Below are 24,616 nucleotides of genomic sequence, written 5' to 3'. Positions count from 1 at the left end.
ATTACTTGGTCTATTGTTGCGGCGTTTTATAAGACAACAACAACACGATTACGAGAACAAATCAAACACTATGAGAACACTAACGAATGAATATGTCCTGTTGATGGACAGAGCGGAACAGGCGCAAAGTCGGAAGGAAGCGAAGAAGATAATCAATCAGGCAACGAAGATAAGGGAGATGATGGATTTACCTGTTCGTTCTGAAATGGATGATTACACAGGGTTGCGCTAGTAGTAATACAAATGTATTAGTATTGGACGACTCGTCCAACATTTGGTATAAACACTACAGAGACAAGGAACCTCCTAATGACTTTATCCACGCAGGAACTCGGAATCTCTTCGGACAACATCATCCTTCCAAGTTCAGCGATTGAAGGATTGAAACCATTTCAGGTTTCGATGATGAAGGATTGTGTGTATCAGGTTCGTAATAATGCGAAGATTGCCGGAGAACTCCTTCGTTCAACCGCTGCCTCTCTTTATGAGTTGAAACAGAATCTTGTGAATAAAGAGTGGATGGCGTTTCTAAAATCAGGCGCTCTTCCTATTCCCGAGAAACAGGCGCGAGACCTTTGTGCGGCGTGGGAAGGATGGTTGAAGGACGCTGATGTGACGGATGGTGATTTGGTGTTCATCGGAACCAGAGCGATGGCGAAGATGAAACAACTGGAACCAGAAGACAAGAAGAAGGTAGTAAAGAAGTTGAAGGCAGGAGAGAAGGTGACGGAAAAGTATGTCGATACTCTCAAAGAGAAAACTTATACTCTTTTGAATGGAGTAGATAAGGACAACTGGGAGAGCGTCACCAAAGATTTAGGAGGAGTGAATAAGGAACTCATCGCTTCTAACTCTGGATTCAGGAGTGAGAACAAATCACTTCTCGAAAAGATTTCAACACTCACGAAAGAGAATGAGGAGTTGAAAAAGAAGATTGCCGAGTTGGAAAAGATGGTTGCCGTCTAATCCAATCAATCAAAACTAAACATAAAAGGGTAGTTGAATGACTACCTTTTTTATTGTCTACTTGTAAATGATTTGATTGATTATGACTCGTAAAACTTTTATTGCGTCTGTTGTATTAGAAGGTTATCAAGCGATACTCATACCATCCAAGTTTGGTTATTCTTTGGCGGGAACGATGGATGAGGATTTGATTCCACAACTCAAAGAGGATAGAAGAGAGTCGTTGGAATGGTGTAAATCTAAACTGAAAAATCCGAAGCGTTCTTCACTAAATCCTGAACCTTGGGAAAAGGTTAGTGAGAACAAATATAAAATAAAGTTCTCCTGGAATGAAGAAGTCAAACCAAAAGTAGTGGATACAGATTGTGTTGAGATAAAAGATACTTCACTTCCACTTGTTCCAGGTTGTAGGGTAAGAGTTGCGTTTTATCAGAAACCTTACATTCTCAAAGATGGAATAACTTATGGAACTTCATTCAAGTCGATTGGTGTTCAGGTTGTATCCTTATCTGAACCTTCTATGTTGGAGTTGTTCGGTAAGATTGATGGGTATAAGATAGGATGACTTCTACTTATGGAACGATGGTAAAGAGTTTATCCTTTGTAGTTCTTTCGCTATTACTTGTTTCTTGTTCCAGTAAATATGGTTCAAAGTATGAGGCAGAGGTTGCGAAAGATAAATGGATAGAGGAAGGTGGTTCTACAAAAGTAAAAAAACCAGTTAGTCCGGTATGCGATTACAAAGATGATATAGCGAAATCTATGATTGTAAGTGGGATGGTTGATTGTTCTATTGAATACACAACAAAGATAAATAGGAAATGTATCAACGAAAAGGAGACGAACCAGTATGTATGTATGGAGATGAAGGAGGATGGTTTTGATTACACCTACTTCAAATACTGATTGTCTTATTGAGAATGAGTTGGTTGATTTATTCTCAATAACACTACATCTGGTGTCTAACTAAACATCACACTATATCTATTATATTATCCACCTCAAAGAATGTCGTAATGAAATCGATTCCTCACTCCTTCGAGAATCGTCTGTAAGGTGTCTGAAATAGCGTGGATGAACTATCTATCACAGAACACCTTTCCATTCGTTGTGGCGTCTTTTAGAGGCGTTAGAGAGCGTTTATGGTTCGATGATTCACCTACAGATTTCACAAACTGACGAATGATGAGGATTCAAATCTCTTACAGACACATATAATAAGGACTGGGAAGGGAGGAACCATCTAAAGGAGGTGGGTAGGGATAAACCCAAAAGACAAACCATTACTAACTTCTCTAACTTGTCGGAAACACATCTCCGGAGCGAAGCGGAGGAGATGGTTTCTATCTTCACTAACCTGTCTATAACTGACTTTATCCTGTCTCTTTATCTTTTCTAACAGACGCAAAGGTAGGTTAGACAGATAAAACAAGATAAAGTAAGTGGTAGTAATAGGTTTAGAGGTCAGTCACCTGAATAGGATGAATAACAAAATCAAAAGTTAGTTGCGTCTGTGAAATGTAATGATAAAATCTATTCTCAACAGACACTAAATATGGTGATGATTAGTTCTCAATAACTAGAAGAGTCAATCTAAATAGGTAATGTTGTTGAATAATAATATAAACTTATGTAGTCAGACCTCAAATCATTACTAACTTCGTTGATACACAAAACATTCAGTCCTTCGAGGATGGTCTGTAAGGTGTCTAAAACTCATCGTATGATAAATCTATCACGCAACCTATAACTTTTCGATACAGCGCCTTCTAGACGCCTCTGGTGAGATGTGCGACTATTAGGGAGAGAAGAACGCCAGAATCAAACTTTCTCGCAACTACCCTTATTCATAAGTTTCTGTTATTGATTAGAGGTATTTGTTGTTAGTGTCTCTGTAATCCTTTGTGTTGGAAGGAGTTTCGCGGTGTGTTATCTATAAGAGAAATAGATGAAGTGTCTTCTGTTATTTCCTTCCCTGAAACCGACTGCGCCGGAAGGAGTTTCACGGTAAGTTATGTATAAGACAAATAGGTCTGTTGTTGATTGCTTTTATCGTCCTTGAAATCCCTTGCGCTGGAATGGATTTCCAAACCAGTTATGTATAAGACAAATAGGTAGGTTGTCGTTTGATTCTTTCTTCCTTCAAATCGACTGCGCTGGAACGACTCTCACGGTCCGACTAGTAGAGGAAGGAAAGAGAGGATGGTTTATGTTTCTGTCTTCCTTGAAATCAACTGCGCTGGAATGGGTTTCGTGAACCGACATGTAGAGGAAGGAAACCAGTCATCATTAGGACGAAATGAATCCCTATTGAATATGTCGAAACTATCTAATACTTCACCAGACCCTTCTGTATGACCCTGTGTCGAATGGAACATAGGGTGAAGGTAGAAACTACCACGCAAACCCTTTCATTCAATACAGCGTCTTCTAGGTGTCTCTAATCAAATGCGTTATGTAATAGAGAGAAGAGGCAAAGGGACACTACACAGGAATAAATCTAACCACCCTGTTTAGAGGAGATAATCTAACCACTTCCTTGAACAGGAACAGGCAACAGACGCAAAGAGATTGTGTCGGTGTAAGTCCTACATTTTTTATTTATTTTATCAAGACGTTATGGCGAACAAAGCGCAAAGAGGAACGAAGATGGAAGAGTATTTTATGTTTCGTTGTTCTCAACAGGATAAAGTCCAACTAAAAATGATGGCGATGGAAAAGGGTATGAGTGTCTCTGGTTTTATTAGGGACATCCTTATTCGCCAACGAATCCTACCGACAACTTGGGAGAACAAAGACGAACAACTTATTTGAATCTTACTTATTGATTGATTATGAAACTCACTATGAAAAACAGGAAAGAGGAAATCTATCTCGCCTATCAAAAACAACAACAACTTATTGATGAAAACAACGAACAGATGAAGGTTTTGATTTGCCTACTTTGTCTCTTTGTTGGATATATCTTTGTTATGGTTTAGTTGTAATGGTTTGTCTTATGAACGAAGATAGATTTATTGAATGGATGGAAGACAAGTTTCCAAATAGAAACTGGCGAATGTTCTATGGTGAATATAAGTCAGGTTGTAAAGTCCCGTATTCCATAAGGATTGCGATTGAACGGGAACTCAAATCTTTTTCCAAACTATAACTAAATAAAACACAGGCGCTATGCCGTGATGGTGAGACATCGAATGTCTCGCGTCTGTCTTTCCCAGTTGCGTTGTCTTCTGGGATTACCCTTACCCTTATAAATAAAATGAATGATAGAGAAACTGAACTCGCCGCTAAACAAATACAAAGAGAACAAGAACTAAACGACAGAGCGTATAAAAAGTGGAAGAGAGAACTTGAGGAACAAGAAAAGAAAAGTGATGGTTCTAATACTCCCTACGCTCGCAAGTTCAAACATATGTATTTTGACGAGATTGTAAAAGGATTACAGAGTGAGATAGATGAACCTACTCGTATTAGGTCTTCTCACGCAACCGCAGTAATCAAAAGATGTTTAGGACTAAACCTAACCTACAAGAAAAATAAATACACAGGCGAAAAGGAAATCCAACCAAGTGATGAGAGGTCAAACTATTTTGATTTAGACCTCGCTGTCTTCGTCGCACTTCAAATCATTTTGGATAACGCTATGTCTCCACCTATGAAAGAAAAGATGGTGGATAAGAAAACAGGACAAGAGAAGGTTGTCTATCCTGCGGTGGATAGGTCAAACCTTATAGATAAGATTGCGAAGAGAGTAGAACAACAAATCTATTTCAAGTATGTAGAAAAGTGTTTTCCTGAATACTTCGCAGACATCGATAAGTTCTGTTCTGGTGGTGATGATAGACCTCGCAGTTCTTCTTTCTATTGGCGATACAATATGATGAGAGCGTTGAAAAGGAAGGGAGAAGAACTACGGAAAGAAGGAAGGATTACAGAAGCGGAAGCGATGGAATGGAAACCATTTGGCGCTGATAGAAAACACATAGGTTCGTGGTTGTTGTCTGGTTGTCTAAAGTATGGAAGTGATTTGTTTGAGGAACATACGAAACAAATCGAAGGTAATCAAAAAGCGGTTTATGTAGTTCTTACAGACGCCGCAGAGAGATGGAAAGACCATTACATCGCACAACAAAAGAAATGGTGTTTCGATGATTTACCTATGTTGTGTGTTCCGGTTGAGGCAACAAACGAACACTTTGGTAGTTGGATACTTTCCGCAGACCTTCTTAAACCACAGGAACATAAAGGTGAGTTGAGAACAAGTCCCTTGTATCTGGAATACATCAACCGATTACAGAGTGTTCCTTACAAAGTCAATCCCTTTATTACTCAACTCCTTTCTTACCTTTACAACCGCAACCTCAAGTTAGGTAAGTTCGTTCCTCACATCTATCAGAAACCAATCGATTTAGCGCAAGCGATAGGTGTGGTTAGAAGAGGTGATTACGAACAGGAAGGAAAGGAACTGCGAGCGAAAGAAGAGGAGTTTAGACAAGCGAAAAAGAACTGGTCTAATGAACACGCTCGACAACTGATGAAGGTTGAGAAAGGAAGGAGGTCTCGTCAGGTTTATAACATTCTCAACGACTTACAAAAACTTGATAGGTTTTACTATCCTCATATGTGGGATTTCAGAGGCAGAGCGTATTGTCTTTGTAAAACATCACCAGAACCACAGGGAACCGATTATCAAAAGGCGGCGATTATGTTCGCTGAACCACAACCAATAGATGAACATACAAAGTTCTGGTTATGTGTAGAGATTGCGAATAATGCCGGTAAGGATAAGGTTTCGTTTGGTGAGAGAGTTGAGTGGGTTATTCAGAACATAGAAGACATCAAAATGATTGCGACTATGTTTGAGAAAGATAATGAACAACAGGCGCTGTCCTATTTGGAAGGTATTGATAAACCTTTCCAGTTCGCTGCCGCCTGCGAAGAGTTCTATCGAATCTTTATCACGAGAGAACGAACCACTACCACCATTCGATGTGGTGTCGATATGTCCTGTTCCGCTGCCGGTATTCACGCTGGTTGGAAGTTAGACGCCGCTGACGCAGAGGCGGTGAATATCACTCCGTCAAACACGCCACAAGACCTCTACCTTCGCGTCTGGAACCGATTGTTAGAGGTGAATAGGTCTTACCCTGTTCCACCGATTAGAACCACCCTGTTGGACGAATGGACGACACTTGGTTATGGACGGAATGTCGCGAAGAAGATGATTATGGTTTTTCAATACTCGGCAGGACTTCGAAAACAAATGAGTGAGTTCTACAAAATCCACGATGAGATAGATGAATCACTTCAAATGAATCGGGATGAAATCAAATCACTCTGGAAACTCTGGGAACAAACAACTCAATCATCTATGTCTGTTGATAGTGTTATTGGTTGGTTCCAGGATAGAGTAAAGGAAATCTATGATATGGGTAAGAAAGAGGTTCTTATCCCTAACGCTGCCGGAGCGGTTCAGGTTATGAAATATCCTGAATATGAAACACCGAAGCGGGTTGTCTCATTCCACAACGGAAGATTTACCGAGAGACAACCAACGGGAAAACCCGACTTGAAAGCGTGGAAGAGAGCGATTACAGCGAATGCGACACATATGACTGATAGCGCGATTATGGTTATCGCTCTTCACGACTTTGAATATTCCTTCTCCACCATCCACGACGCCGCTCATACTTACGCGACAGGAGCGATGAACACGATGTTGGACAGGTTGAAGGAAGGTTATATCCAAGCGGTAGGTATGGACATCTGGGATAGGTTCAGAGAACTGAATGGATTACCTATTGAACCGGCAACAGATTTTCCAAAGTCCAATACACTTGATTTAGAGGTTGTTAGAGATAGTCAATACATCTTTGCCTGATTATGAAAACCCTTACCCTGACTGACTTCTCCCGTATAGAAAATAAAAATCTATCTAAAGGGAGAAGGAATAGAAAATAAAAGTCCATATATAGGGTAAGGGAGACAACAATCTCTCTAAAGACAACAAAAATCCAGTCAGGATATACAGGTTATTCGCGGCAGCGAATGTTCTGTATCCCTACTGGTTAGACAGGAACTGAATCCTTACAATCCTGGAAACGAAGATTAGGTGAAACTAAAACAACAGGCGCACCGAAGGTGTGGCGTTGTTGGTGTTTCTACTGATAACACAGGTTTCTACCTATTGTATCTATACCACTTCCTTTGCGTCTGTATTCAGTTCTTACTAAACCCGTTTCTAAACCACTTTATTTTATCTAAACATAATGGTTTAGGAACACAACTAATCACTTTATTATCATTACTTTGATGAATACTTCTTTTGTTTCCGCTACATCATCAACCACCCATCAGCGACAAGAAAAGAAATACACCGCAGATTATGTCTTCGTGGTTCAACTCCACGACGGACGATTCTGTATAGGACAAGCGAACAATCCAGCGAAACGGATTGCCTCTATCAACTCTGGTTATAACTCTGCGATTCCTCAATCACTTCAAGTGAATCGAGTAGTAGGAATCAAAGAACAGAATGAAGAACGCAACCTTATTAGTGTTGTGAAAAGGTTCGCTGAAACCTATGGTGATGACGCCGTATTGTGTGTCTGATGATTTGAGTGAATAAACTGAATGATACTGACTTATGATGACTTATCAAAATGAACCTCTTTATCAGGAGGAAACACTTCTAGAACCGAGCGAAACACAAATAAGGTTCGAGGCGATATTACAGGATGCGGATTACCTTCTGAAACCTAATAGTAATAACGAGTTCGTCTCTACCTATATTCCACTTACTATGAATGACCATCAACTATTTATGGAGGTTGGTGAGAAGTCGCTGATGTTAGTGGATATGTTGAAGTCCTCTTATTCTCGCAAGGTGGCGACTAAACAATATGAGACACGAAAAGGTCTGATTGTCGCCTCTCAACTCTTTCCACCGAAACTAAATATTGATGTTGAATATCCTGACTATCTACCAAATCGGAAGGTAAGTGTATCTGGACATTTTCGAGACCTTGATAATGGAAGTGTTCTCTTCAATATTGATTATCTTGATTTCTACGAAGAAGACAGACGCACGCAGTTTCAGATAGAGGAAGAGGAGAATCCAGATAGTCCGTTTGATATTGACTTCTGACTAACAGACCAAAGAACCTTATGTCTCTAAAAGATAGTTCTTCTAGTAGTGAAGATGGACGACCATTTGAGGAAGTCGATAAACTCAACTCAACACTTCTTACTAATAACGCCGTCAGTAGGTATTTAGTTCTTTTTGCCTGATGTTATTAGTTCTCTACTTTTGTGGTTAGGTTTTATATGTTGTGCCTAACTTCTTTCCGGTGGTAGATAGGTTTCCATTCGCTTGTGGGTTTGCCTATCTACCTTCTAAAAACTATACCTTTCATATTAGGAATAATACTGATGTGATTGATTTGAACTGAGATTTACTATGCCGAACAGACCGATGACTTTTAGTCCATCAATCAATGATGATGGAACTTATGATGTGAATAATGGGAGTGTCTCTGTAGGACGCTCTGGTGGAAGTTATGAAAGTCCTTATCAAGAGGATGAGGCAACAGGACAGCGCCAGTATTTGATTGAAGAGCGAGACCTACAACAGGATGAAGATTATCAACCTGATAATGACGCAGAGTATGTTATCGCCTTGACGCAGGCATACCCTGATTTGATGGACGCTCTCGCCTACGCAAGGGATAACAAATCACCTGAATATATCCTTGATTTCAACAATAAAATAGATAGTGGTGATTACGGGAACTATGTCCCTTTGATTGAGGAACTTGTTGAAGAGTATCGTTCCCAATCTTCAGTTGCGCCTGTTGAAGAAGAACTAACAGACGCAGAGAATGTTTCACAAGATGAGATTGATTCTGCCGTTGATTACCTGAACTCACAGGAATCAGGCGGTGATGAAGTCGCTCTCTCTTGGATGGAACAGGCGGTTGAATACAAGGAATCTAATCCTATCTTTTCCGCTATCGCTCACCAAACCGCTCGATTTCATAGAGGCGAAATAGACCAATCTCAAGCGATAGGAGAACTATTGGAACGCTATTCACCAGCGCAACTCAAACCTTATTATGAACAACTAATCAGAGATTAGGAAACTTCTTTTAGTTTATGTTCTTCTATCTTTTCTAAAAAGTGGATAGCGATGGACAGGTATTTCTGATACTCCTCTTCCGTATCCGCAGATTTTGCCTTAATAATGTTTATCTGATATTCGGTTGATGGATTTACAACCATCTTCTTATTATTAGTTGTTTGTAATGTAGTGAGGCAAAACATTACCTGTGTCCCGAAACTACTCAACTTATCTAATCTTTACACGACTGAATAATGAAACTAAATCACAACAATAATGAAAATACACCCGAACTTGATTTGAGTGATGAAGAAACTCTCACTCAACTTCTAAACTCTGATGTTCTAAAACCATCTACGGATGTGGAGAAAGAGGCAACAGAGACGGCAATCAAGGAACTCAAACCAGCGAAGATTACTCTTACCTTGTCCGGTAGTGAAAACGCACAACTTACGAGAATGGCGTCTGTAAAAAACCAAAGTGTAAAAGAGTTTCTGTTGTCTAAAATCCAAGAGATGTTCCTAGAGTCGAATGTAGGACAACCTCTCATCTCCGCACCTTCTAACTTGTCTGGCGTCAAAGTCGCAGGAAAGAAGATTAACGCACCTACTGGAATGGCGAGGAGAGGATGATGCCGATACATCCGATTGATGAGAAATCATTTCTCAAGGTTGAAACTAACGTAGGCGGTGAGTGGGTAAATATGGAGGATACGGACTTTCGTAAGCGAGAGTATCAGCGTAACCAACAGACAGAACCACGCCGTAAGTATGTATTGGAACCACTTCCAAACACAGACGCAGAGGAATCTACGGAACCTGACTCCGCGCCTGTGGAAATGACTGATGAGATGGAGAAGGTAATCAAAGAGGACTTGCGTAAGCGCGGTGTATCTAACAGACCTTCCAACATCAAAATCCCTAAACCGAAATCTTTGAAATCACAGAACTTATAACATTTTAGAGAATGTCTCTGTATCTATGTCTTCTGTGTATTCCTCCTCAAACGCTCTTGCGTCATCATATCTACCTTCCTCTAACAGGTGATTGAGATGTTGAAACACATAGTCGATATCTCCCTTGTTTAGGAAATCAAATGTGTAGCGCAGATTTTGAGGTGGAGGATTCATAGAGATTACCGATTGACTCTTTCAAGGTAATCAGACACATTCCTCCTTTGATGTAGTTATCGCATCCTATTCTTGTCTTTGGAGTATCAACAACTCCATATTTATAATATACAAAGTATTCATTATTATTACCTTTTTGACTGATATGACTTATTCAAATAAATGGGTTGATAACCCTTTGCCTATCCTTCTCTCCGCTCGCATCCGACTCACTAACGAACAACGAAAAGCGGTAAAGGATTCTTATTACGCTCGGAAGAACTCCCTACAACCCGCAGAGAGTGTCGGTAGAGGAGGACTCGCCGTCTCTACTTCATATGGTGGGATGAATGAACTGGATGTGAAACTTGGTTTCTCCAACCTTGTGTTCAGCGACATCATCAACTCTCGCGATAGTATGAATCTCAATATCGCTCTCAAACTCCAAAATGTATTAGGAGTAGAACTGATTACCAAAGAGGAGATTATTGAGGCGTGTTCCCATTACTGCGATTATTCGTGGAGTAAGTCGGAAGAGGATTGTAAGTGAGATGACGAACCATCCTTACTCATCCAACTACAAACAATACAAACCACTCTCCTCTCGTCTTCGTGTTGAACAACCTCTAAATCAACCAACGAATGTGACGAGAAAGAAACCGATGAATAAACCGGAACCACCACCTAACTATATGAAACCAGTTAGGACATCTGGTAAATCACAAGGTATTGAAGAAGGTTCATCTGGTGAAGTCAAAGATTACCTTGCGTCTGTTGGTGAAGATAGTCCTTTGACTGGTTGGGAATCTCACGCCGCTCAAATGTTGGCGAGTGGTAATGAAGACGCGCTGGATTGTTTTTGATTGATTGTCGTTCTATTGCGACACTAAACAAGTATAGATTTCCCACTGGAAAGTTCGACAACACAGGCGCAGTTCTTTTACATCCTCTGCGTCTGTCCTTCGGAAGTGTCCGCTGACTATTTTTGAGTAAGGGTGGAACTCAAATGTATTGAGGTTGAACTCCTCTTACTTCCTTTTATCTAATCAATCAAATGTTGTATTACTATCGACTCTCATCTCTTTTGGGTGTTGTTTATTTCCCACTACTGGACGACTACGAACATCTACTCGATTTCCTGTATGACTGATAATCCATCCATCTCATATATCAATAAACCTGTCTTCCCTTATCCGAGTCCTAACCAGCGTTACAACCTTCGTTACCGCAACTGGATTGTTCCATTCTCCATTCCATCAGGACACAAGGTAAAGGTTCTAATCAACGATACAGAAACAACTGACTTTTTATTCTCTGCGTCTGTTGTTGTCCTGGATAAACCTTTAGAGGATGGACACAAAATAACCATTACTACTATTGAAGATGAAAGCGACGATACCCTATGACGCCGAAGTTATTCAGTTAGAAATCACCATTCCTTTCAACCCTGATTTACTGGTTCTCAAAGTCGATGGTGTAAAAACTACTGACTACACCATTACCGATAATGTCGTTCAACTGACGAACCTAAAAAAAGGTCAGGTAATCAATATCTACGAAGAGACACCTTCGATGAGATTGGAAGGTGAACCACCAATAGAAGTCAATACTTTTCCAACTCTTCAAACGATGAAGTTCAGGATTGGTTCGCTGGACTATCTACCTATTGATAGGGATGAACATCCTGTTACACGCAGGAGTGAATGATGACTGATAAGGACAGATATGACGAACTCATAAGGGAACTATCACATCTTCCTTCTTCAAAGGCAGATGAACTCTTTCAGTTCTCACAACAACTCCATAACCAACTAACCAAAGAACTCAAACAACCTACTGATAATGAATCGAACTAATCTCCGTATCCCTACAACTACTCAAACAAACGCAACCACCTCTGCGCCTGTTATTCCAAAGAACACGCCAGTAGTAAGACAACCCTTTACTCCTAAACCTGTTGTCTCTGGTGGTTCCGCTCGCCTTACCTTCTAATAGTTATGTCTAAACCATATAACAAACGCAAACCAACAGGACGCAAACCAAAACCTTCCAATAATGTCCGTAAGTCAAACCTGACTAAACCAAAGAACAACATCCGCAAAGCGCAGGGTAATAAACCCAATAGTCCTGTCCTTGAAACTAAACGGATAAAGGATGGTTTGAAGAACCTGAAACGAGACCTCGCAAAGGCAAGGAATAAAACCGCTACTCGCAATAGACGCACCTACATCGCCAGAACTACTTCCGCTGGTGTTGATGAGTTCAACGACACAAAGTTGCGAGCGAAGAAGGGTGGTCCCGCTCACTCTTCTAAAGACCTCGCCAAGTTCAACAAAGGTAAGAAAATCAAAGGTAGTGCGAAAGGTGTTGGTAAGGGACAACTCGCTACTACCGCTCTTGCCGTTGCCGAACACTTCATTTCTAACTCCGGCACGGACTACGGCAACAAAGTGAAGAAAGCGCGGGAACAGATGGAGAAGACACGACGAGACGCTTTGGAGTATGTCCGTAATCGTCTTCGCAGTAAGAACAAGTAGTAGGGATAGACAACACATCCACACCTTCCGTGCGTCTGTGTTGTCTTACCTGTTCGTCATAAATACCTCATTACTAACCACCTATGAAATACTCTTTATACCTTCACGAACTCCTTTATAGTGGTATCACTCTAAATGAAAAGGAGACACATATTGTTGAGGACTATATTCAGTCCCAATCAGAACCCGTGAAACCATCTCACCTCAACCATTACAAGTGTTTGTCTGCGGCGAGGAATAGAGGTCAATCTACTGGGATTTGAACCTGTTTTTTATCCTCTTTGCGCCTGTTTTTATTGTTAGGACTATTGGTATGGGTTTGTTCATCTACCTTGTTTTATGTAGTCAGAACCCAGTAAACCCGATAAAAAATGATAAAAATTTGTGAACCCTATTATCGATGCCTCAAGGACGAAAATCCTCCCTATACCCGGGTGCGCTTTTCCGCACGCGTGTTCCTTTGTATGCGAGTCGATAACAATATCTCTTTGTGAGTTTGTGTTATTTATTATTTCTACCCACCTCCGCGTTTTTCGCACCAAGGACGCTGACGCAAGGTGAGTTAGATTACCAATCTAGTCGAACTTACTGGTGTGTCCGTCAGATGCGTCTGTAATCGTCTGTATTGAACGATAGGATGTGTTAGATAGATTGGATGGTTGATAGTTCTTCCGTCCCTTACAGCGTTATCTGGTGAGAGTAGAGAGGTTGATACCAACTTATCCATTTATCCATACCAACCACGCTGGAAAAGTCCTGCCGTGATTGAGTGGTGTTAGTTCTGGTGTAATCAATACTCCGCTCATACTGACTTTGCGCCTGTTGTTAGTGAGTAGATTTACTTACAGACGCAGAGGATGTGGAGAAGGTTGTGGAAATGTTGGATGTTGAGTTGAGAAAGAATGATTAGTTGAGAGGTTATTGGTTCTCTTCTTTTGATGAAAGGACTGATTTGTAGTGGATGATTGAGTAGTTGGATATGAATGATTAGTATTCTTCTCCAACTAACACCACATATGGTGGTAAGAATGAGAACACACCATATCTAGTGTCCATCCATTTTTCACACACATCAGTTCGCGACAGAGCGAACCGGAGTTTGAATGGGAGACAAAATCAGGGTTTCGTCCAATACCAACCAAATACCAACCTCTATAACGAGATGTAAAGACCAGTCATAGCAAGGGATGTGGTAGGTAAAAACTGGAATCAGATACCTCGTCGAGAAACAGCACGCCGCCGTGGGCGAGGCTGAGCTCCCCCGGCTGCGGACTGATGCCGCCGCCGAGCAGTGCAGCGGCGGTACAGCTGTGATGGGGCGCCCGGAACGGCCGTGTTCTGGGAAGGGTGCCGGGATTGCGCAGCAGGCCGGCCACCGATTGGATCCGCGTGATGGTGAGGGCTTCGCTCCGGCTGAGGGGCGGCAGCAGCCTGGGCAGCTGATGCGCCAGGTGGGTTTTGCCGCAGCCCGGGGGGCCCACCAGCAGCAGGTGATGGCCGCCCGCCGCTGCCAGAGCCAGAGCCCGTGCGGCCAGGCTCTGTTCCACGCCGGGTTGCGCAGGCGGTTCCGGCTCGGGAGCCTCAAAGGCCGTGCTGCGGGGCATCGTGCGCAGCAGCGGGCCTCGCTGCTGCAGCTGCTCGACCACCTGGCGCAGGTCAGGAGCGCTGAGGACAGTCAGTTCCGGGATCAGGGCCGCTTCCTCGGCATTGGCCGGCGGCACGATCAGGGCCCGGGCCCCCTGATCCGATGCCAGTTCCGCCAAGGCGATCACGCCGCGGCAGGGCCGCAGGCTGCCGTCCAGTCCCAGTTCTCCGGCGCACCAGATGTTTCTCAGCCGTGGCTGATCCAGCTGGCCGCTGGCGGCCAGCAGTGCCAGGGCGATCGGCAGATCGAAGGCGGGGCCCTCCTTGCGCAGGTCGGCCGGCGCCAGATTGATCACGACCCGCACCAGCGGTCCCCGGAAGCCGCTGTTGCGCAGGGCTGAGCGCACCCGCTCGCGGGATTCCTGGATCGCCTTGTCCGGCAGCCCCACCAGCTGAATGCCCGGCAGCCCCGGTGCCATGTCCACCTCGACGGTGACCGGCCGGGCGTCAAGGCCCTGCAGGGAGGCGCTGAGGCAACGTGCCAGCATCGGGATCGATCCAAGGGTGCATGGCGTTCATGCCCCACCCGTCACAACACCAGTTCCATGGCGGACGACACGATCTTCGGAAAGATCCTTCGCGGTGAGATTCCCTGCGATGAGGTCTACAGCGATGACCGATGCCTGGCCTTCCGGGACATTGCGCCCCAGGCTCCGGTGCATGTGCTGGTGATTCCGCGGAAACCGATCGAGAGCCTGCGGTCCGCGGACGCCGAGGACGGGGATCTGCTGGGCCACCTGCTGCTGGTGGCGGCGCGCGTCGCCAAGCAGGAGGGCCTGGAGGACTGGCGCACGGTGATCAACAGTGGCGCAGCAGCGGGGCAGACGGTGTTCCACCTGCATGTGCATGTGCTCGGTGGTCGTCCTCTGGCCTGGCCGCCCGGCTGAGGTTTGCCTCGTCAGAATGGGCGAATGACAGTCACCGCCACGGCACCGCGCGCCGGTCTCCGCAGTCAGCTCAACAAGCTGAGGAATCTGGCCCAGCCTTTCTTCCTGCCCCTCGATCAGGCCACGGGCTGGCAGTTCGCCGGTCTGCTGGTCGCCCTGCTGTTCTGTGTCGGGGGTCTGGTTCTGGTGGCCCTCACGGGCCTGATCGAGCTGCTTCAGCAGCTGGTGCCGGCCCTGACCGAGAAGTACTTCGGCGGTGTGGCCGCCACCATCAGCGGCATCTGGAGAAGCTGGTGGGGGGTTGGCTTCAGCGGGCTGTTTCTGCTGGGGGCGTCCGCCTTCCTCGCGATGCGCCAGCAGCTGCGCGGCCGCCGCTGGCTGCACTGGCTGATGCTCGGCGTGATCGTGCTGATGCTGCTCACCGTGAACGGCATCAATGCCGGGATCGGTTTCATTGCCCGCGATCTCACCAACGCTCTGGTGGCGAAGCAGGAGGAGGGTTTCTACCGGATCCTGATCATCTACGCCTGCTGCTTTGTGGTGGCGCTGCCGATCCGGGTCTCCCAGATCTTCTTCACCCTCAAGCTCGGCATCATCTGGCGCGACTGGCTGTCTCGCAGCCTGATCGGGGAGTACATGCGCAATCGCGCTTACTACGTTCTCAACCCCAACGATGAACAGTCCACGGATGTTGATAACCCCGACCAGCGCATCACCGACGACACCCGGTCGTTCACGGCGCAGAGCCTGCAGTTCACCCTCGGGGTGTTCGATGCCCTGCTCACCTTCTCGCTCAACATCCTGATTCTCTGGAGCATCAGCACCACGCTGACGCTTTCCCTGTTCGGCTATGCCTCCTTCGCCACGGCGGTGCTGGTGATCTCCGGCCGCCGGCTGGTGCGGATCAACTTCGATCAGCTGCGATACGAGGCCGACTTCCGCTACGGCCTTGTGCACATCCGCAACAACGCCGAGTCGATCGCCTTCTACGCGGGGGAGGAGCCGGAAACCAGCGAAACCCGCCGCCGCCTCAGCTCGGTGGTGCGCAACTTCAATCTGCTGATCATCTGGCGGGTGATCATCGATGTGATGCGGCGCTCCATCGGCTACGCCGGCAACTTCTTCCCGTACCTGGTGATGGCGGTCCCCTATTTCGCGGGGGAGATCGACTACGGCGGCTTCATCCAGGCCAATTTCGCCTTCGGGATGGTGGAGGGATCTCTCTTCTATGTCGTCAATCAGATCGAGGAACTGGCCCAGTTCACCGCTGGCATCAGCCGTCTCGAGGGCTTCCAGAGCAAGGTGGAGCAGGTCAGTCAACAGGCTCCGCAGCAGGAAACCCTCCACGCTGGAACCAACGCGATTGTGGTGCGTCATGCCGATCTGACGCCCCCCGGCAGCAGCACGCCGATCCTCAGGGATCTGAGCCTCAGCGTCAGTGAGGCCGACCGACTGCTGGTGGTGGGACCCTCCGGCTGCGGCAAGACGTCACTGCTGCGGATGATCAGCGGGCTCTGGGCCCCGAGCCGGGGAGCGGTGGAACGACCCGCAACCGGTGAACTGCTGTTCATCCCTCAGAAGCCCTACATGCTGCTGGGATCGCTGCGCGAACAGCTCTGCTACCCCACCGATGAGAGCCGCTTCAGTGACGATCAGCTGCGGCACGTGCTGGAGGAGGTCAATCTGGCCACCCTCTCCGCCCGCTACCCCGACTTCGATGTGAAACAGGACTGGCCGCGGATCCTGTCCCTCGGAGAGCAGCAGCGGCTGGCTTTCGGACGGCTGCTGCTCAACGCTCCCCGTTTCGCGGTGCTGGATGAAGCCACCAGTGCTCTCGATGTGGCCACGGAGGATCACCTCTATGCGCTGCTGCGTCAGCGGGAGCTGGCGGTGATCAGCATCGGCCACCGCCCCACCTTGAAGGACTATCACGACACCGTGCTGGAGCTGAGCGGTGATGGGGGATGGCGACTGCTCCCGGCGACCAGCTATGACTTCGGGCGTCCCTGATCCGGCCGGATGACCTCCCCCAGCGAGACCACCACCCCGTCTACATCGGCGACGACCTCCGATGTGCCGGCTTTCGGCTGGAGCGGTTATGCCGAGCGGGTGAACGGTCGCTTTGCGATGGTGGGGTTCGCCGCGATCCTGCTGATCGAAGCCCTCAGCGGTGACACCTTTCTGCACTGGGCCGGTCTGCTGCCCTGATCAGGGCAGACGGATCAGGTCCACCTGCCAGCGTCCGTCGCGGCTCACCTGCACCGCCAGCCGGCGGCCGGAGCCATCGAGACTGACGGACCTGGGCACGCCGGGGGGGTCGAGAGGCAACCGCTGCACCGCCGCGACGCTGCGGCGGTAGAGCAGCAGTTCGGTGCGCCCGTCCCGCTGCTGTACCACGGCCAGCCGCTCGCCGTCGGCGCTGACGCTGGCGCTGATCGGTTGGGCATCGGCTCGGTTGAGACCTGGAAGTGTCACCGGTCGTCGGCGGGTCAGGTCAATCAGTTCCACCCGTTCGCGGCCGCCTCGCTCGCCCAGGCTGACCAGCCAGCGCTGTCCCAGATCCGGTGCCCGGCGGCTGTTCACCGATTGCCGCAACAGTCCGTTGAGCTCCAGCAGCGGTCTGGGCTGAGGCGTCCGGCAGCCCAGCAACAGCAGCGGCACGCCTGCCATGGCGATCCAGCCCAGCCATCGGCTCATCGCTGCGGCTCCAGTGGTGGGGTGGTGAGACCGGCGCCAGCAGGGCGGTCCGGTTCGAGCAGGTCGCTGAGGTCCAGCAGTTCCACGCGCCAGCGCCCCTGGTCGGCCACCTGCAGCGCCAGTTGACGCGCATCCGGGGAGAGGCTCACCCGTACAGGATCGCGGCCGCCCGGCAGCGGCAGGGGATGCAGGCGGTTGTTGAGACGATCGGCCACCACCGCCAGTCGGCGGCGGCCCCGCTGGGTGACCAGGGCCAGATAGCGGCCGTTCCAGCTCAGGGAGGGGGAGCTGTGGGGTTGATGCCGTTTCAGGCTGGGAAGCGGCAGCAGCCGTCCGTCCGACAGGGAGCGCAGCTGCACGGTGGGTCGCCCCCGCTGAGGGCTGATCACGGCCAGGAGGCGCCCGTCACCGCTGAGGGCTGGATCCTCCTGGCTGCGATCCATCAATCCACCAGCGGCCTGTTCCTGGCGGCTGCTGCAGGCACTGACGCAGAGCGCCAGCACCATGAGCAGCAGAGGGCCGACCTGGCGGCTCAGTCGTCGAAACGGGAGCTGTTGTCCCGTGGGCGGCTGGTCTGCTGTCGGCTGCTGCTTGAAGGAGGGGTGCTCCCGGTGCTGCCGTTCTGAACCGGGCCGCTGCCCTGCCGGGAGCTGCGCGGTGCCGAGCGGCTCCCGGCAGCTGCCGGGCGGCCGGAGGAACGGCTGCTCGGGGTGAAGGCGGCATCCTCCGCGGCTGATTTCGCCGGGGTGCTGCGTGGAGCCGACGGCGGCTGCGCCTGTTCGGAGGACGGTCGGCCTGAGGGACGGCTGCCACGCCGCTGATCCTGGCGTTCATTGCGACGCTCGCCGAAATCACTGCGACGCTCTGCGCGTTCCTCGCCGGCCCGGAAGCGGGCCATGCGACGGCTGCGTTCATCATCGGCGCCCCAGCTCTGATCCTGGTCGTCGTCCCGTCCCCGGGGGCGGCGACTGGCGGCTTCTTCTGGGATGGCGGCACGGCTGGTGCGCCGCGGACGGTAGAAGTCCTCTTCGGGGCGCTCCTCCCGCTCATCCTCGCGACCGCCGAAGCGCCGGCGCAGGGGCTGGGGCTCGTCGAAACGCTCGTAATCGTCATCCCAGCCGCCACGCAGTCCGCCGGAGGCGGGTCCGCCGCGGACGGGGGCCGGCTCATCCTCGAAGTAGGCGGAACGTCGCGCCTGCTCCGTGGCGACGCCGCGCAGACGAACGCTCTCGTAGGCGAAGAACACCGTGGTGCCCGCCAGTAGGAACTGACCGAACTGGAGGATCGGATCCAGCCGCCAGCCCTGGAAAAACAGAATGCCGCCGCACAGCAGCCCGATGGCTGCGAAGAACACGTCGTAATCGCGGGCAAGCGCTGGCTTGAACGACCGCATGAAGTACAGCATCGCCCCGCCGACGGCCAGCACGATGCCGACGATGCTGGCCCAATTCAGACTGGCGTTAACCAAGGGTGCGCCTCCGCGTGGAGTTCAGTCTACGAGTGGCGCCAGTGCGGATCAGAGCTTGCGGTCAAGCCGGTCGGTCTGGCTGATCAGGATCAGCGCGATCGTGGCGGGTACCACGACGATCACACCTCCCCAGATGAGGCTGCTCAGGAAGTTGGAGAGGGAGGGAGTCATGGCGGAGGGCCGTCTGCATCAAAGCCGCGATGATCCTAAGGATCAGGGCCTGGTTTCTACGATGCGCCCGTGAATGCGTTGAGCTTTGTGACGCCGCTGCTTCTGCAGGTTCTGCCGACGGTCCACCTGCTGCTGGGGTTGCTGCTGGCGGCATGGACCCTCGCCTTTCTGCTTCGGATCGTGCTCACCTGGTATCCCCAGGTGGATCTGAAGCAGGGGGCCTGGCCCCTGATCGCCTGGCCCACCGAGCCTGTGTTGGCCCTGACGCGACGGGTCGTGGCTCCGATCGGCGGCGTGGATGTGACCCCGGTGATCTGGGTCGGCCTGATCAGCCTGGTGCGGGAACTGCTGGTGGGGCAGCAGGGTCTGCTCTCCCAGATCCTGATGCGCGCTCAAATGACGGCCTGAGGTTCACCCGGTCTGGTTCAGCCGAGCATTTCCTGCTCGACGAACTTGGTGTGCACGTCGCCGTTGATGAATTCCGGCCGTTCCAGCAGTTGCAGGTGGAAGTCGACCGTGGTCGGAATCCCCGTGATGGCGCATTCGTTCAGGGCGCGCTTCATCCGGGTCAGTGCCATCGGGCGATCCCGCCCCCAGACGATCAGCTTGCCGATCAGGGAGTCGTAGAACGGCGGGATGTCGTAGCCCGTGTACACGTGGCTGTCGACGCGCACGCCGGGTCCACCTGGAGGAAGCCAGCCGGTGATGCGTCCGGGGGCGGGACGGAAGTTGTGGCTGGCGTCTTCGGCATTGATGCGGCATTCGATGGCATGCCCCTGCAGCTGCACGTCCTCCTGGCGCACGCTGATCGGCTCCCCGCCGGCGATGCGCAGCTGCTCGGCGATCAGATCGATGCCGGTGACCATTTCCGTCACCGGATGCTCCACCTGGATCCGGGTGTTCATCTCCATGAAGTAGAAGCCGCCGCTCCGGTCCAGCAGGAACTCCACCGTTCCGGCTCCTTCGTACTGGATGCTGCGGGCCGCGGCGACCGCGGCCTCTCCCATGCGGCGGCGCAGTTCCGGATCCAGCGCTGGGCTGGGAGCCTCTTCCAGCAGCTTCTGGTGACGCCGCTGGATCGAGCAGTCCCGCTCCCCGAGATGCACCACGTTGCCGTGGCGGTCGGCCAGCACCTGCACTTCCACGTGGCGGGGGCGGTTGATGAATTTCTCCATGTACAGCCCGGGGTTGCCGAAGGCGGCATCGGCCTCTCCCTGGGCTGCCTTGAACAGATTGTCCAGCTGATCGGGGCCGGGCACGAGCCGCATGCCGCGTCCACCGCCGCCGGCCGTGGCCTTGATCATCACCGGGTAGCCCATCTGAGCCGCCAGTTCCGCTGCCTCCTCAGGGCTGGACAGCAGCCCTTCACTGCCCGGCACGGTGGGCACACCGACAGCCTGCATCGTGGCCTTGGCGGTGGCTTTGTCCCCCATCGACCGGATCGCATGGGGGGAGGGGCCGACGAAGGTGATGCCGTGGTCTCCGCAGATCTCGGCGAACTTGTCGTTCTCGGCCAGGAACCCGTAGCCGGGGTGGATGGCGTCGACCCCGCGGGAGGTGGCGGCCGCCAGGATGTTGGGAACGTTGAGGTAGCTCTTGCTGCTCAGCGATTCGCCGACGCAGACCGCCTCATCCGCCAGCTGGACGTGCAGTGCGTCCTTGTCGACCGTGCTGTAAACCGCGACGGTGGCGATCCCGAGCTCCCGGCAGCTGCGAAGGATCCGGAGCGCGATCTCGCCACGGTTGGCGATCAGCACTTTGCCGATGGGCATCCTTCAGCACTTCAGGCCTGAGGGCGGATCGTATCAGTGCAGGCCAGGGATTCCGGTGCGAGGCCCCTCGGTCGGTATGATCTTTCTTCGACGAAGCCCGCGCGGTGGAGTCGACCACGCGGATGTGGTGGAATTGGTAGACACGCACGTTTGAGGGGCGTGTGGCTTCGGCCTTGCGAGTTCAAGTCTCGCCATCCGCACTCCATTCTCTTGGCCAGTCCCGCGACAGCTGACCCCGGACTCGCCATCGTTCTCGTCTCCAATGGCCCGGGCGAGCTCACGACCTGGGTCCGCCCCCTGGCGGAACGACTGCACGCGTCTCTGCTGCTGAGACCGCGTCAACCGGCGGCGACCGCCTCCCTGCAGCTGGTGCTGGTGCCCTGCCCGAACGCCACCGGGCTGGAAGCGGAGGCGGCCAGGCCCTGGGGGCAGTTCGACCGGATCCTGCCGGCCCGGCGTTTCTGGGATCTGCTGCTGCGGCCGCGCCGTTACGGCCCCTGGCCGCGCCGGGGCGTGGTGGTCTTCCTCGGAGGAGATCAGTTCTGGACGGTGCTGCTGTCGGCCCGCCTCGGCTACCGCCACATCACCTACGCCGAGTGGGTGGCCCGCTGGCCCGGGTGGAACGACCGGGTTGCCGCCATGTCGGAACAGGTCCGCCTGCAGTTGCCCCCGCGCCATCGGCATCGCTGCCGGGTGGTGGGAGATCTGATGGCTGATCTCTCGGGCTTCGCCCGCCGGGATGATCCGCTGCCTGAGGGCGACTGGGTGGCTCTGCTGCCCGGTTCCAAGGCCGCCAAGCTCTGCGTGGGCATGCCGTTTCTGCTGGAGACGGCGGATCGGCTGGCCCAGCTGCGGCCCGGTTGCCGGTTTCTGCTGCCGGTGGCCCCCACCACCAGTGCGGCCCAGCTGCTGCGCTTTGCCGGTGACGCCAATCCGATCGCCGCCCGCTATCGCGCTGTCGTTGCCGAGCATCGCGACGGTCTTCTGATCACCGCTGCGGGCACCCGCATCCAGCTGCTGGAGCAGCATCCAGCCCACGGGCCCCTGAGCCAGTGCGATCTCGCCCTCACCACCGTGGGTGCCAACACCGCCGAGCTGGGGGCGCTGGCCGTGCCGATGATCGTGATCGTGCCCACCCAGCACCTCGAGGTGATGCAGGCCTGGGATGGGGGGCTGGGGCTGCTGGCCCGGCTGCCGGGGCTGCGGCGTCTGATCGGTGCGTTGCTCACCCTGTGGCGGTTGAGGAACAACGGCCTGATGGCATGGCCCAACATCTCGGCCGGCCGTGCGGTGGTGCCGGAGCGTGTCGGGGCGATCACGCCGGAGCAGATCGCGGCGGAGGCGGCGGACTGGCTGGCAGCTCCGCAACGGCTTGAGGGCCAGCGTCAGGACCTGCGGGCCCTGCGCGGCAAGCCCGGAGCGGTGGAGGCTCTGGCGGAGGAGGTGCGTTCTCTGCTGCCTCGCGCGCTCGGATCTGCCTAAGGTTCCGGAGCTCCGATCAGCCCCGAGATGACCAGCTCCGATCGCATCGAGCGCAGCAGTGAGGACTGGAAGCAGACGCTCACGCCCGAGCAGTTCCAGGTGACCCGCTGCGGGGGCACCGAGCGGGCCTTCACAGGTGCCTACTGGGACAACAAGGCCACGGGGATGTACCACTGCGTCTGTTGCGGGGCGCCTCTGTTCAGCTCGCAGACCAAATTCGAGTCCGGCACGGGCTGGCCCAGCTTCTGGGACGGTGTAACCCCCGAGGCGATCACCACCAAGCGTGATCTGACCCACGGCATGGTGCGGGTCGAGATCAACTGCGCCCGTTGCGACGCCCATCTCGGTCACGTGTTTCCCGATGGTCCGGCGCCCACGGGGCAGCGCTACTGCGTCAACAGCGCCTCGCTCGACTTCCGGGCGGGTTGAGTTTCAGCGGCTCCAGTTCTGACGGCCGCTGCCGCCGTGGCAGAAGTTGGTGGCCTTGTTGCGTTCGCTGATGCGGATCGCCTCGGTGATCTGACCTTCCTTGAGCTGATGGCTGTCGAGCACCTGCTGATAGCGGCGATCGATGCAGCGCTCCACAGCCGTCGGTTTGGCGATGGCGTGGGCGATCAGACCCAGAAGCACCACCACGGTCCCTCGGTAGAGCCACTGAGCAAGGTCCGGAACCGGCCGCGCCGGCCTGGACACGGCCCGGAGCGGTCTGGCGGATCGGCGGAGAGGCGCAGTCGTCACGCGGGATCCGGGCTGTCACACCCGCGCATTGAACCGCATCACCAGGGATCGTCGAGGTCGCTCTCGGCAGGCGGTCTGACCGGATCCTCCAGCGGCTCCACATCCAGCGGTTCGCCGGGCTGCTGCACCGGCCGACGGGAGGCAGGCACGGGGCGGCGGGGCGTCCACTCCTCCGTGTAGGGCTCCGGGTAGTTCCCTTCATCGGTCTCGTCCATGTAGAGGCGCTGCGGCTGTGCCTCCTGCCGCCGCTCCTCCAGCTCCACGTACTCCAGTTCCTCGTCCACCTCGAGCCGCTGACTCTCGGAGGGTTGCAGACGCCGCTGCTCCTGCTCCACGGGCTGACCGGAGCTCAGCTGGTTCTCCACCGGCACCAGGTTCACCCGGTACCGCTCCCGCTCCTGCTCCTCCCAGCTCGGACCACCGACCCCGAGTTTCTCCAGCACTCCGCTGTTCAACTGCTTGAGCTTGTCTTCGGCTCCCTCGTAAACAATGATCCGATCGGGACCGCTGCTGACGATCTCCTCCACCGGCATCTCCCAGGTGCTCAGCACACCCTCTCCGAGCAGGGGAACACCGAGGGCCCCCATCACCAGCGTGGTGAGCTCACCGGTCTCGATGTCGAACGCGAAGCCCAGCACCCGCCCCAGCTGGCGGCCGGATTCGGTGATCACCTGGCAGTTGATCACCCGGCTGTAGCGCTCGGGGTTGAAGCCCTCGCTGAGGGAATCGGCGGAATCCACCAGGATCACGTCCCCCACCTGACGGATCCGGTCCAGGGGCATCCAGCGGGGCAGCCCGGGCAGGAATCGGGTGAGCGGGTTGTCGCGCAGGCCCACCGCCACCACCTCGCGGCGATCGATGTCGACGATCACCTCTCCCACCACACCGAGGCGACGACCCGTGTCACGGGTGATCACCTGGGTACCCATCAGTTCGGAGCGAAGCCAGAGGCGATCGCTCGGAATGGTGGCGAGGGCGTCGTTCGAGGAAGGGGTCGGAGTCATCAGACCATTCTGGCGCAAGGCAT

At 52.2% G+C, this 24,616-nt stretch carries 27 protein-coding genes, 1 tRNA gene and 1 pseudogene; 21 read left to right on the top strand and 8 right to left on the bottom strand.

The features are described from left to right. The first annotated feature begins 309 nt into the window (after nt 1–309). From KR49_RS06215 to KR49_RS06165, 14 genes are all read left to right on the top strand, one after another. Nucleotides 310–966, top strand: a complete 657-nt coding sequence (locus tag KR49_RS06215; protein WP_043692949.1) for a hypothetical protein — start codon at nt 310–312, stop codon at nt 964–966. A gap of 82 nt (nt 967–1,048) precedes the next feature. After that, nucleotides 1,049–1,531, top strand: coding sequence for a single-stranded DNA-binding protein (locus KR49_RS13305; protein ID WP_084187989.1), 483 nt, complete (start codon nt 1,049–1,051; stop codon nt 1,529–1,531). Beyond that, nucleotides 1,528–1,872: a hypothetical protein gene (locus KR49_RS13895; RefSeq protein WP_156957140.1), complete on the top strand. Its 345-nt coding sequence runs from the start codon at nt 1,528–1,530 to the stop codon at nt 1,870–1,872. The genes KR49_RS13305 and KR49_RS13895 overlap by 4 nt, the downstream gene beginning before the upstream one ends. A gap of 1,713 nt (nt 1,873–3,585) precedes the next feature. Further along, the gene (locus KR49_RS14560; protein ID WP_043692948.1) at nt 3,586–3,780 is read left to right on the top strand and encodes a hypothetical protein; all 195 of its coding nucleotides are present in this window, start codon (nt 3,586–3,588) and stop codon (nt 3,778–3,780) included. Nucleotides 3,781–4,225: 445 nt separating this feature from the next. Continuing rightward, nucleotides 4,226–6,847, top strand: a complete 2,622-nt coding sequence (locus tag KR49_RS06200) for a DNA-directed RNA polymerase (protein ID WP_043692946.1) — start codon at nt 4,226–4,228, stop codon at nt 6,845–6,847. 431 nt (nt 6,848–7,278) lie between these two features. Further along, complete coding sequence (locus tag KR49_RS13890; protein ID WP_156957139.1) at nt 7,279–7,578, top strand: hypothetical protein; 300 nt, start codon at nt 7,279–7,281, stop codon at nt 7,576–7,578. 37 nt (nt 7,579–7,615) lie between these two features. Beyond that, nucleotides 7,616–8,113 carry a hypothetical protein gene (locus tag KR49_RS06195; protein WP_156957138.1) on the top strand — a complete coding sequence of 166 codons (498 nt, stop codon included), beginning with the start codon at nt 7,616–7,618 and terminating at the stop codon, nt 8,111–8,113. 312 nt (nt 8,114–8,425) lie between these two features. Then, nucleotides 8,426–9,103 carry a hypothetical protein gene (locus KR49_RS06190; protein ID WP_156957137.1) on the top strand — a complete coding sequence of 226 codons (678 nt, stop codon included), beginning with the start codon at nt 8,426–8,428 and terminating at the stop codon, nt 9,101–9,103. Between the two features lie 236 nt (nt 9,104–9,339). Beyond that, a complete protein-coding gene (locus KR49_RS13885; RefSeq protein WP_156957136.1) occupies nt 9,340–9,717 on the top strand; it encodes a hypothetical protein in 378 nt (125 codons plus the stop codon). Nucleotides 9,718–10,359: 642 nt separating this feature from the next. Further along, the gene (locus KR49_RS13880) at nt 10,360–10,743 is read left to right on the top strand and encodes a hypothetical protein (protein ID WP_156957135.1); all 384 of its coding nucleotides are present in this window, start codon (nt 10,360–10,362) and stop codon (nt 10,741–10,743) included. Nucleotide 10,744: 1 nt separating this feature from the next. Then, the gene (locus KR49_RS13875) at nt 10,745–11,056 is read left to right on the top strand and encodes a hypothetical protein (RefSeq protein ID WP_156957134.1); all 312 of its coding nucleotides are present in this window, start codon (nt 10,745–10,747) and stop codon (nt 11,054–11,056) included. Nucleotides 11,057–11,335: 279 nt separating this feature from the next. Next, a complete protein-coding gene (locus KR49_RS13870) occupies nt 11,336–11,599 on the top strand; it encodes a hypothetical protein (RefSeq protein ID WP_156957133.1) in 264 nt (87 codons plus the stop codon). Then, nucleotides 11,577–11,900, top strand: coding sequence for a hypothetical protein (locus KR49_RS06170; protein ID WP_043692924.1), 324 nt, complete (start codon nt 11,577–11,579; stop codon nt 11,898–11,900). The genes KR49_RS13870 and KR49_RS06170 overlap by 23 nt, the downstream gene beginning before the upstream one ends. A 290-nt stretch (nt 11,901–12,190) precedes the next feature. Next, nucleotides 12,191–12,730, top strand: a complete 540-nt coding sequence (locus KR49_RS06165) for a hypothetical protein (RefSeq protein WP_156957132.1) — start codon at nt 12,191–12,193, stop codon at nt 12,728–12,730. Between the two features lie 1,208 nt (nt 12,731–13,938). Here KR49_RS06165 and KR49_RS06160 read toward each other — a convergent pair. Further along, nucleotides 13,939–14,862 (bottom strand): annotated as a pseudogene (locus tag KR49_RS06160) (magnesium chelatase domain-containing protein); the annotation flags it as partial. A 57-nt stretch (nt 14,863–14,919) separates the two neighbouring features. Here KR49_RS06160 and KR49_RS06155 point away from each other — a divergent pair. The 3 genes from KR49_RS06155 to KR49_RS06145 are packed head-to-tail and all read left to right on the top strand — an operon-like array spanning nt 14,920 to nt 17,469. After that, complete coding sequence (locus KR49_RS06155; RefSeq protein ID WP_043692918.1) at nt 14,920–15,261, top strand: histidine triad nucleotide-binding protein; 342 nt, start codon at nt 14,920–14,922, stop codon at nt 15,259–15,261. Between the two features lie 24 nt (nt 15,262–15,285). After that, a complete protein-coding gene (locus KR49_RS06150; RefSeq protein ID WP_043692916.1) occupies nt 15,286–17,271 on the top strand; it encodes an ABC transporter ATP-binding protein/permease in 1,986 nt (661 codons plus the stop codon). Nucleotides 17,272–17,280: 9 nt separating this feature from the next. After that, entirely contained in the window at nt 17,281–17,469 is a 189-nt protein-coding gene (locus tag KR49_RS06145) for a chlorophyll a/b-binding protein (protein ID WP_043692913.1), read from the top strand. Here the strand turns inward: KR49_RS06145 and KR49_RS06140 are convergent, their stop codons facing one another. The 4 genes from KR49_RS06140 to psbX are packed head-to-tail and all read right to left on the bottom strand — an operon-like array spanning nt 17,470 to nt 19,597. Beyond that, nucleotides 17,470–17,958 carry a TolB family protein gene (locus tag KR49_RS06140; protein ID WP_371257661.1) on the bottom strand — a complete coding sequence of 163 codons (489 nt, stop codon included), beginning with the start codon at nt 17,956–17,958 and terminating at the stop codon, nt 17,470–17,472. It abuts the gene before it with no gap. Then, complete coding sequence (locus tag KR49_RS06135) at nt 17,955–18,464, bottom strand: hypothetical protein (RefSeq protein ID WP_043692905.1); 510 nt, start codon at nt 18,462–18,464, stop codon at nt 17,955–17,957. The genes KR49_RS06140 and KR49_RS06135 overlap by 4 nt, the downstream gene beginning before the upstream one ends. A 26-nt stretch (nt 18,465–18,490) precedes the next feature. Next, complete coding sequence (locus KR49_RS06130) at nt 18,491–19,426, bottom strand: Ycf66 family protein (protein WP_043692902.1); 936 nt, start codon at nt 19,424–19,426, stop codon at nt 18,491–18,493. A gap of 48 nt (nt 19,427–19,474) precedes the next feature. Continuing rightward, complete coding sequence (gene psbX / locus KR49_RS06125) at nt 19,475–19,597, bottom strand: photosystem II reaction center X protein (RefSeq protein WP_043692900.1); 123 nt, start codon at nt 19,595–19,597, stop codon at nt 19,475–19,477. Nucleotides 19,598–19,675: 78 nt separating this feature from the next. On the opposite strand from psbX, the gene KR49_RS06120 reads away from it, so the two are divergent. After that, entirely contained in the window at nt 19,676–20,005 is a 330-nt protein-coding gene (locus KR49_RS06120; protein WP_043696957.1) for a YggT family protein, read from the top strand. Between the two features lie 17 nt (nt 20,006–20,022). Here the strand turns inward: KR49_RS06120 and accC are convergent, their stop codons facing one another. Then, nucleotides 20,023–21,369, bottom strand: coding sequence for an acetyl-CoA carboxylase biotin carboxylase subunit (gene accC / locus KR49_RS06115; RefSeq protein ID WP_043692896.1), 1,347 nt, complete (start codon nt 21,367–21,369; stop codon nt 20,023–20,025). A gap of 118 nt (nt 21,370–21,487) precedes the next feature. Here accC and KR49_RS06110 point away from each other — a divergent pair. The 3 genes from KR49_RS06110 to msrB all read left to right on the top strand — a co-directional run bounded on the left by KR49_RS06110 (nt 21,488) and on the right by msrB (nt 23,280). Then, nucleotides 21,488–21,569, top strand: a tRNA-Leu gene (locus KR49_RS06110). A 10-nt stretch (nt 21,570–21,579) separates the two neighbouring features. Then, nucleotides 21,580–22,851: a hypothetical protein gene (locus KR49_RS06105; protein WP_043696955.1), complete on the top strand. Its 1,272-nt coding sequence runs from the start codon at nt 21,580–21,582 to the stop codon at nt 22,849–22,851. Nucleotides 22,852–22,878: 27 nt separating this feature from the next. Next, complete coding sequence (msrB, locus tag KR49_RS06100) at nt 22,879–23,280, top strand: peptide-methionine (R)-S-oxide reductase MsrB (RefSeq protein ID WP_043692892.1); 402 nt, start codon at nt 22,879–22,881, stop codon at nt 23,278–23,280. Between the two features lie 3 nt (nt 23,281–23,283). Here the strand turns inward: msrB and KR49_RS06095 are convergent, their stop codons facing one another. Both KR49_RS06095 and KR49_RS06090 read right to left on the bottom strand, forming a co-directional pair. Then, nucleotides 23,284–23,589, bottom strand: coding sequence for a hypothetical protein (locus KR49_RS06095; protein ID WP_156957131.1), 306 nt, complete (start codon nt 23,587–23,589; stop codon nt 23,284–23,286). Between the two features lie 38 nt (nt 23,590–23,627). Beyond that, entirely contained in the window at nt 23,628–24,593 is a 966-nt protein-coding gene (locus KR49_RS06090; RefSeq protein WP_043696953.1) for a PRC-barrel domain-containing protein, read from the bottom strand. Between the last annotated feature and the right edge of the window lie 23 nt (nt 24,594–24,616).

It is taken from the genome of Synechococcus sp. KORDI-49, assembly GCF_000737575.1.
Lineage (GTDB): Bacteria > Cyanobacteriota > Cyanobacteriia > PCC-6307 > Cyanobiaceae > Parasynechococcus.
The sequence above is the reverse complement of the archived record's forward strand: the minus strand, read 5'-3'. Positions and strand labels throughout refer to the sequence as shown.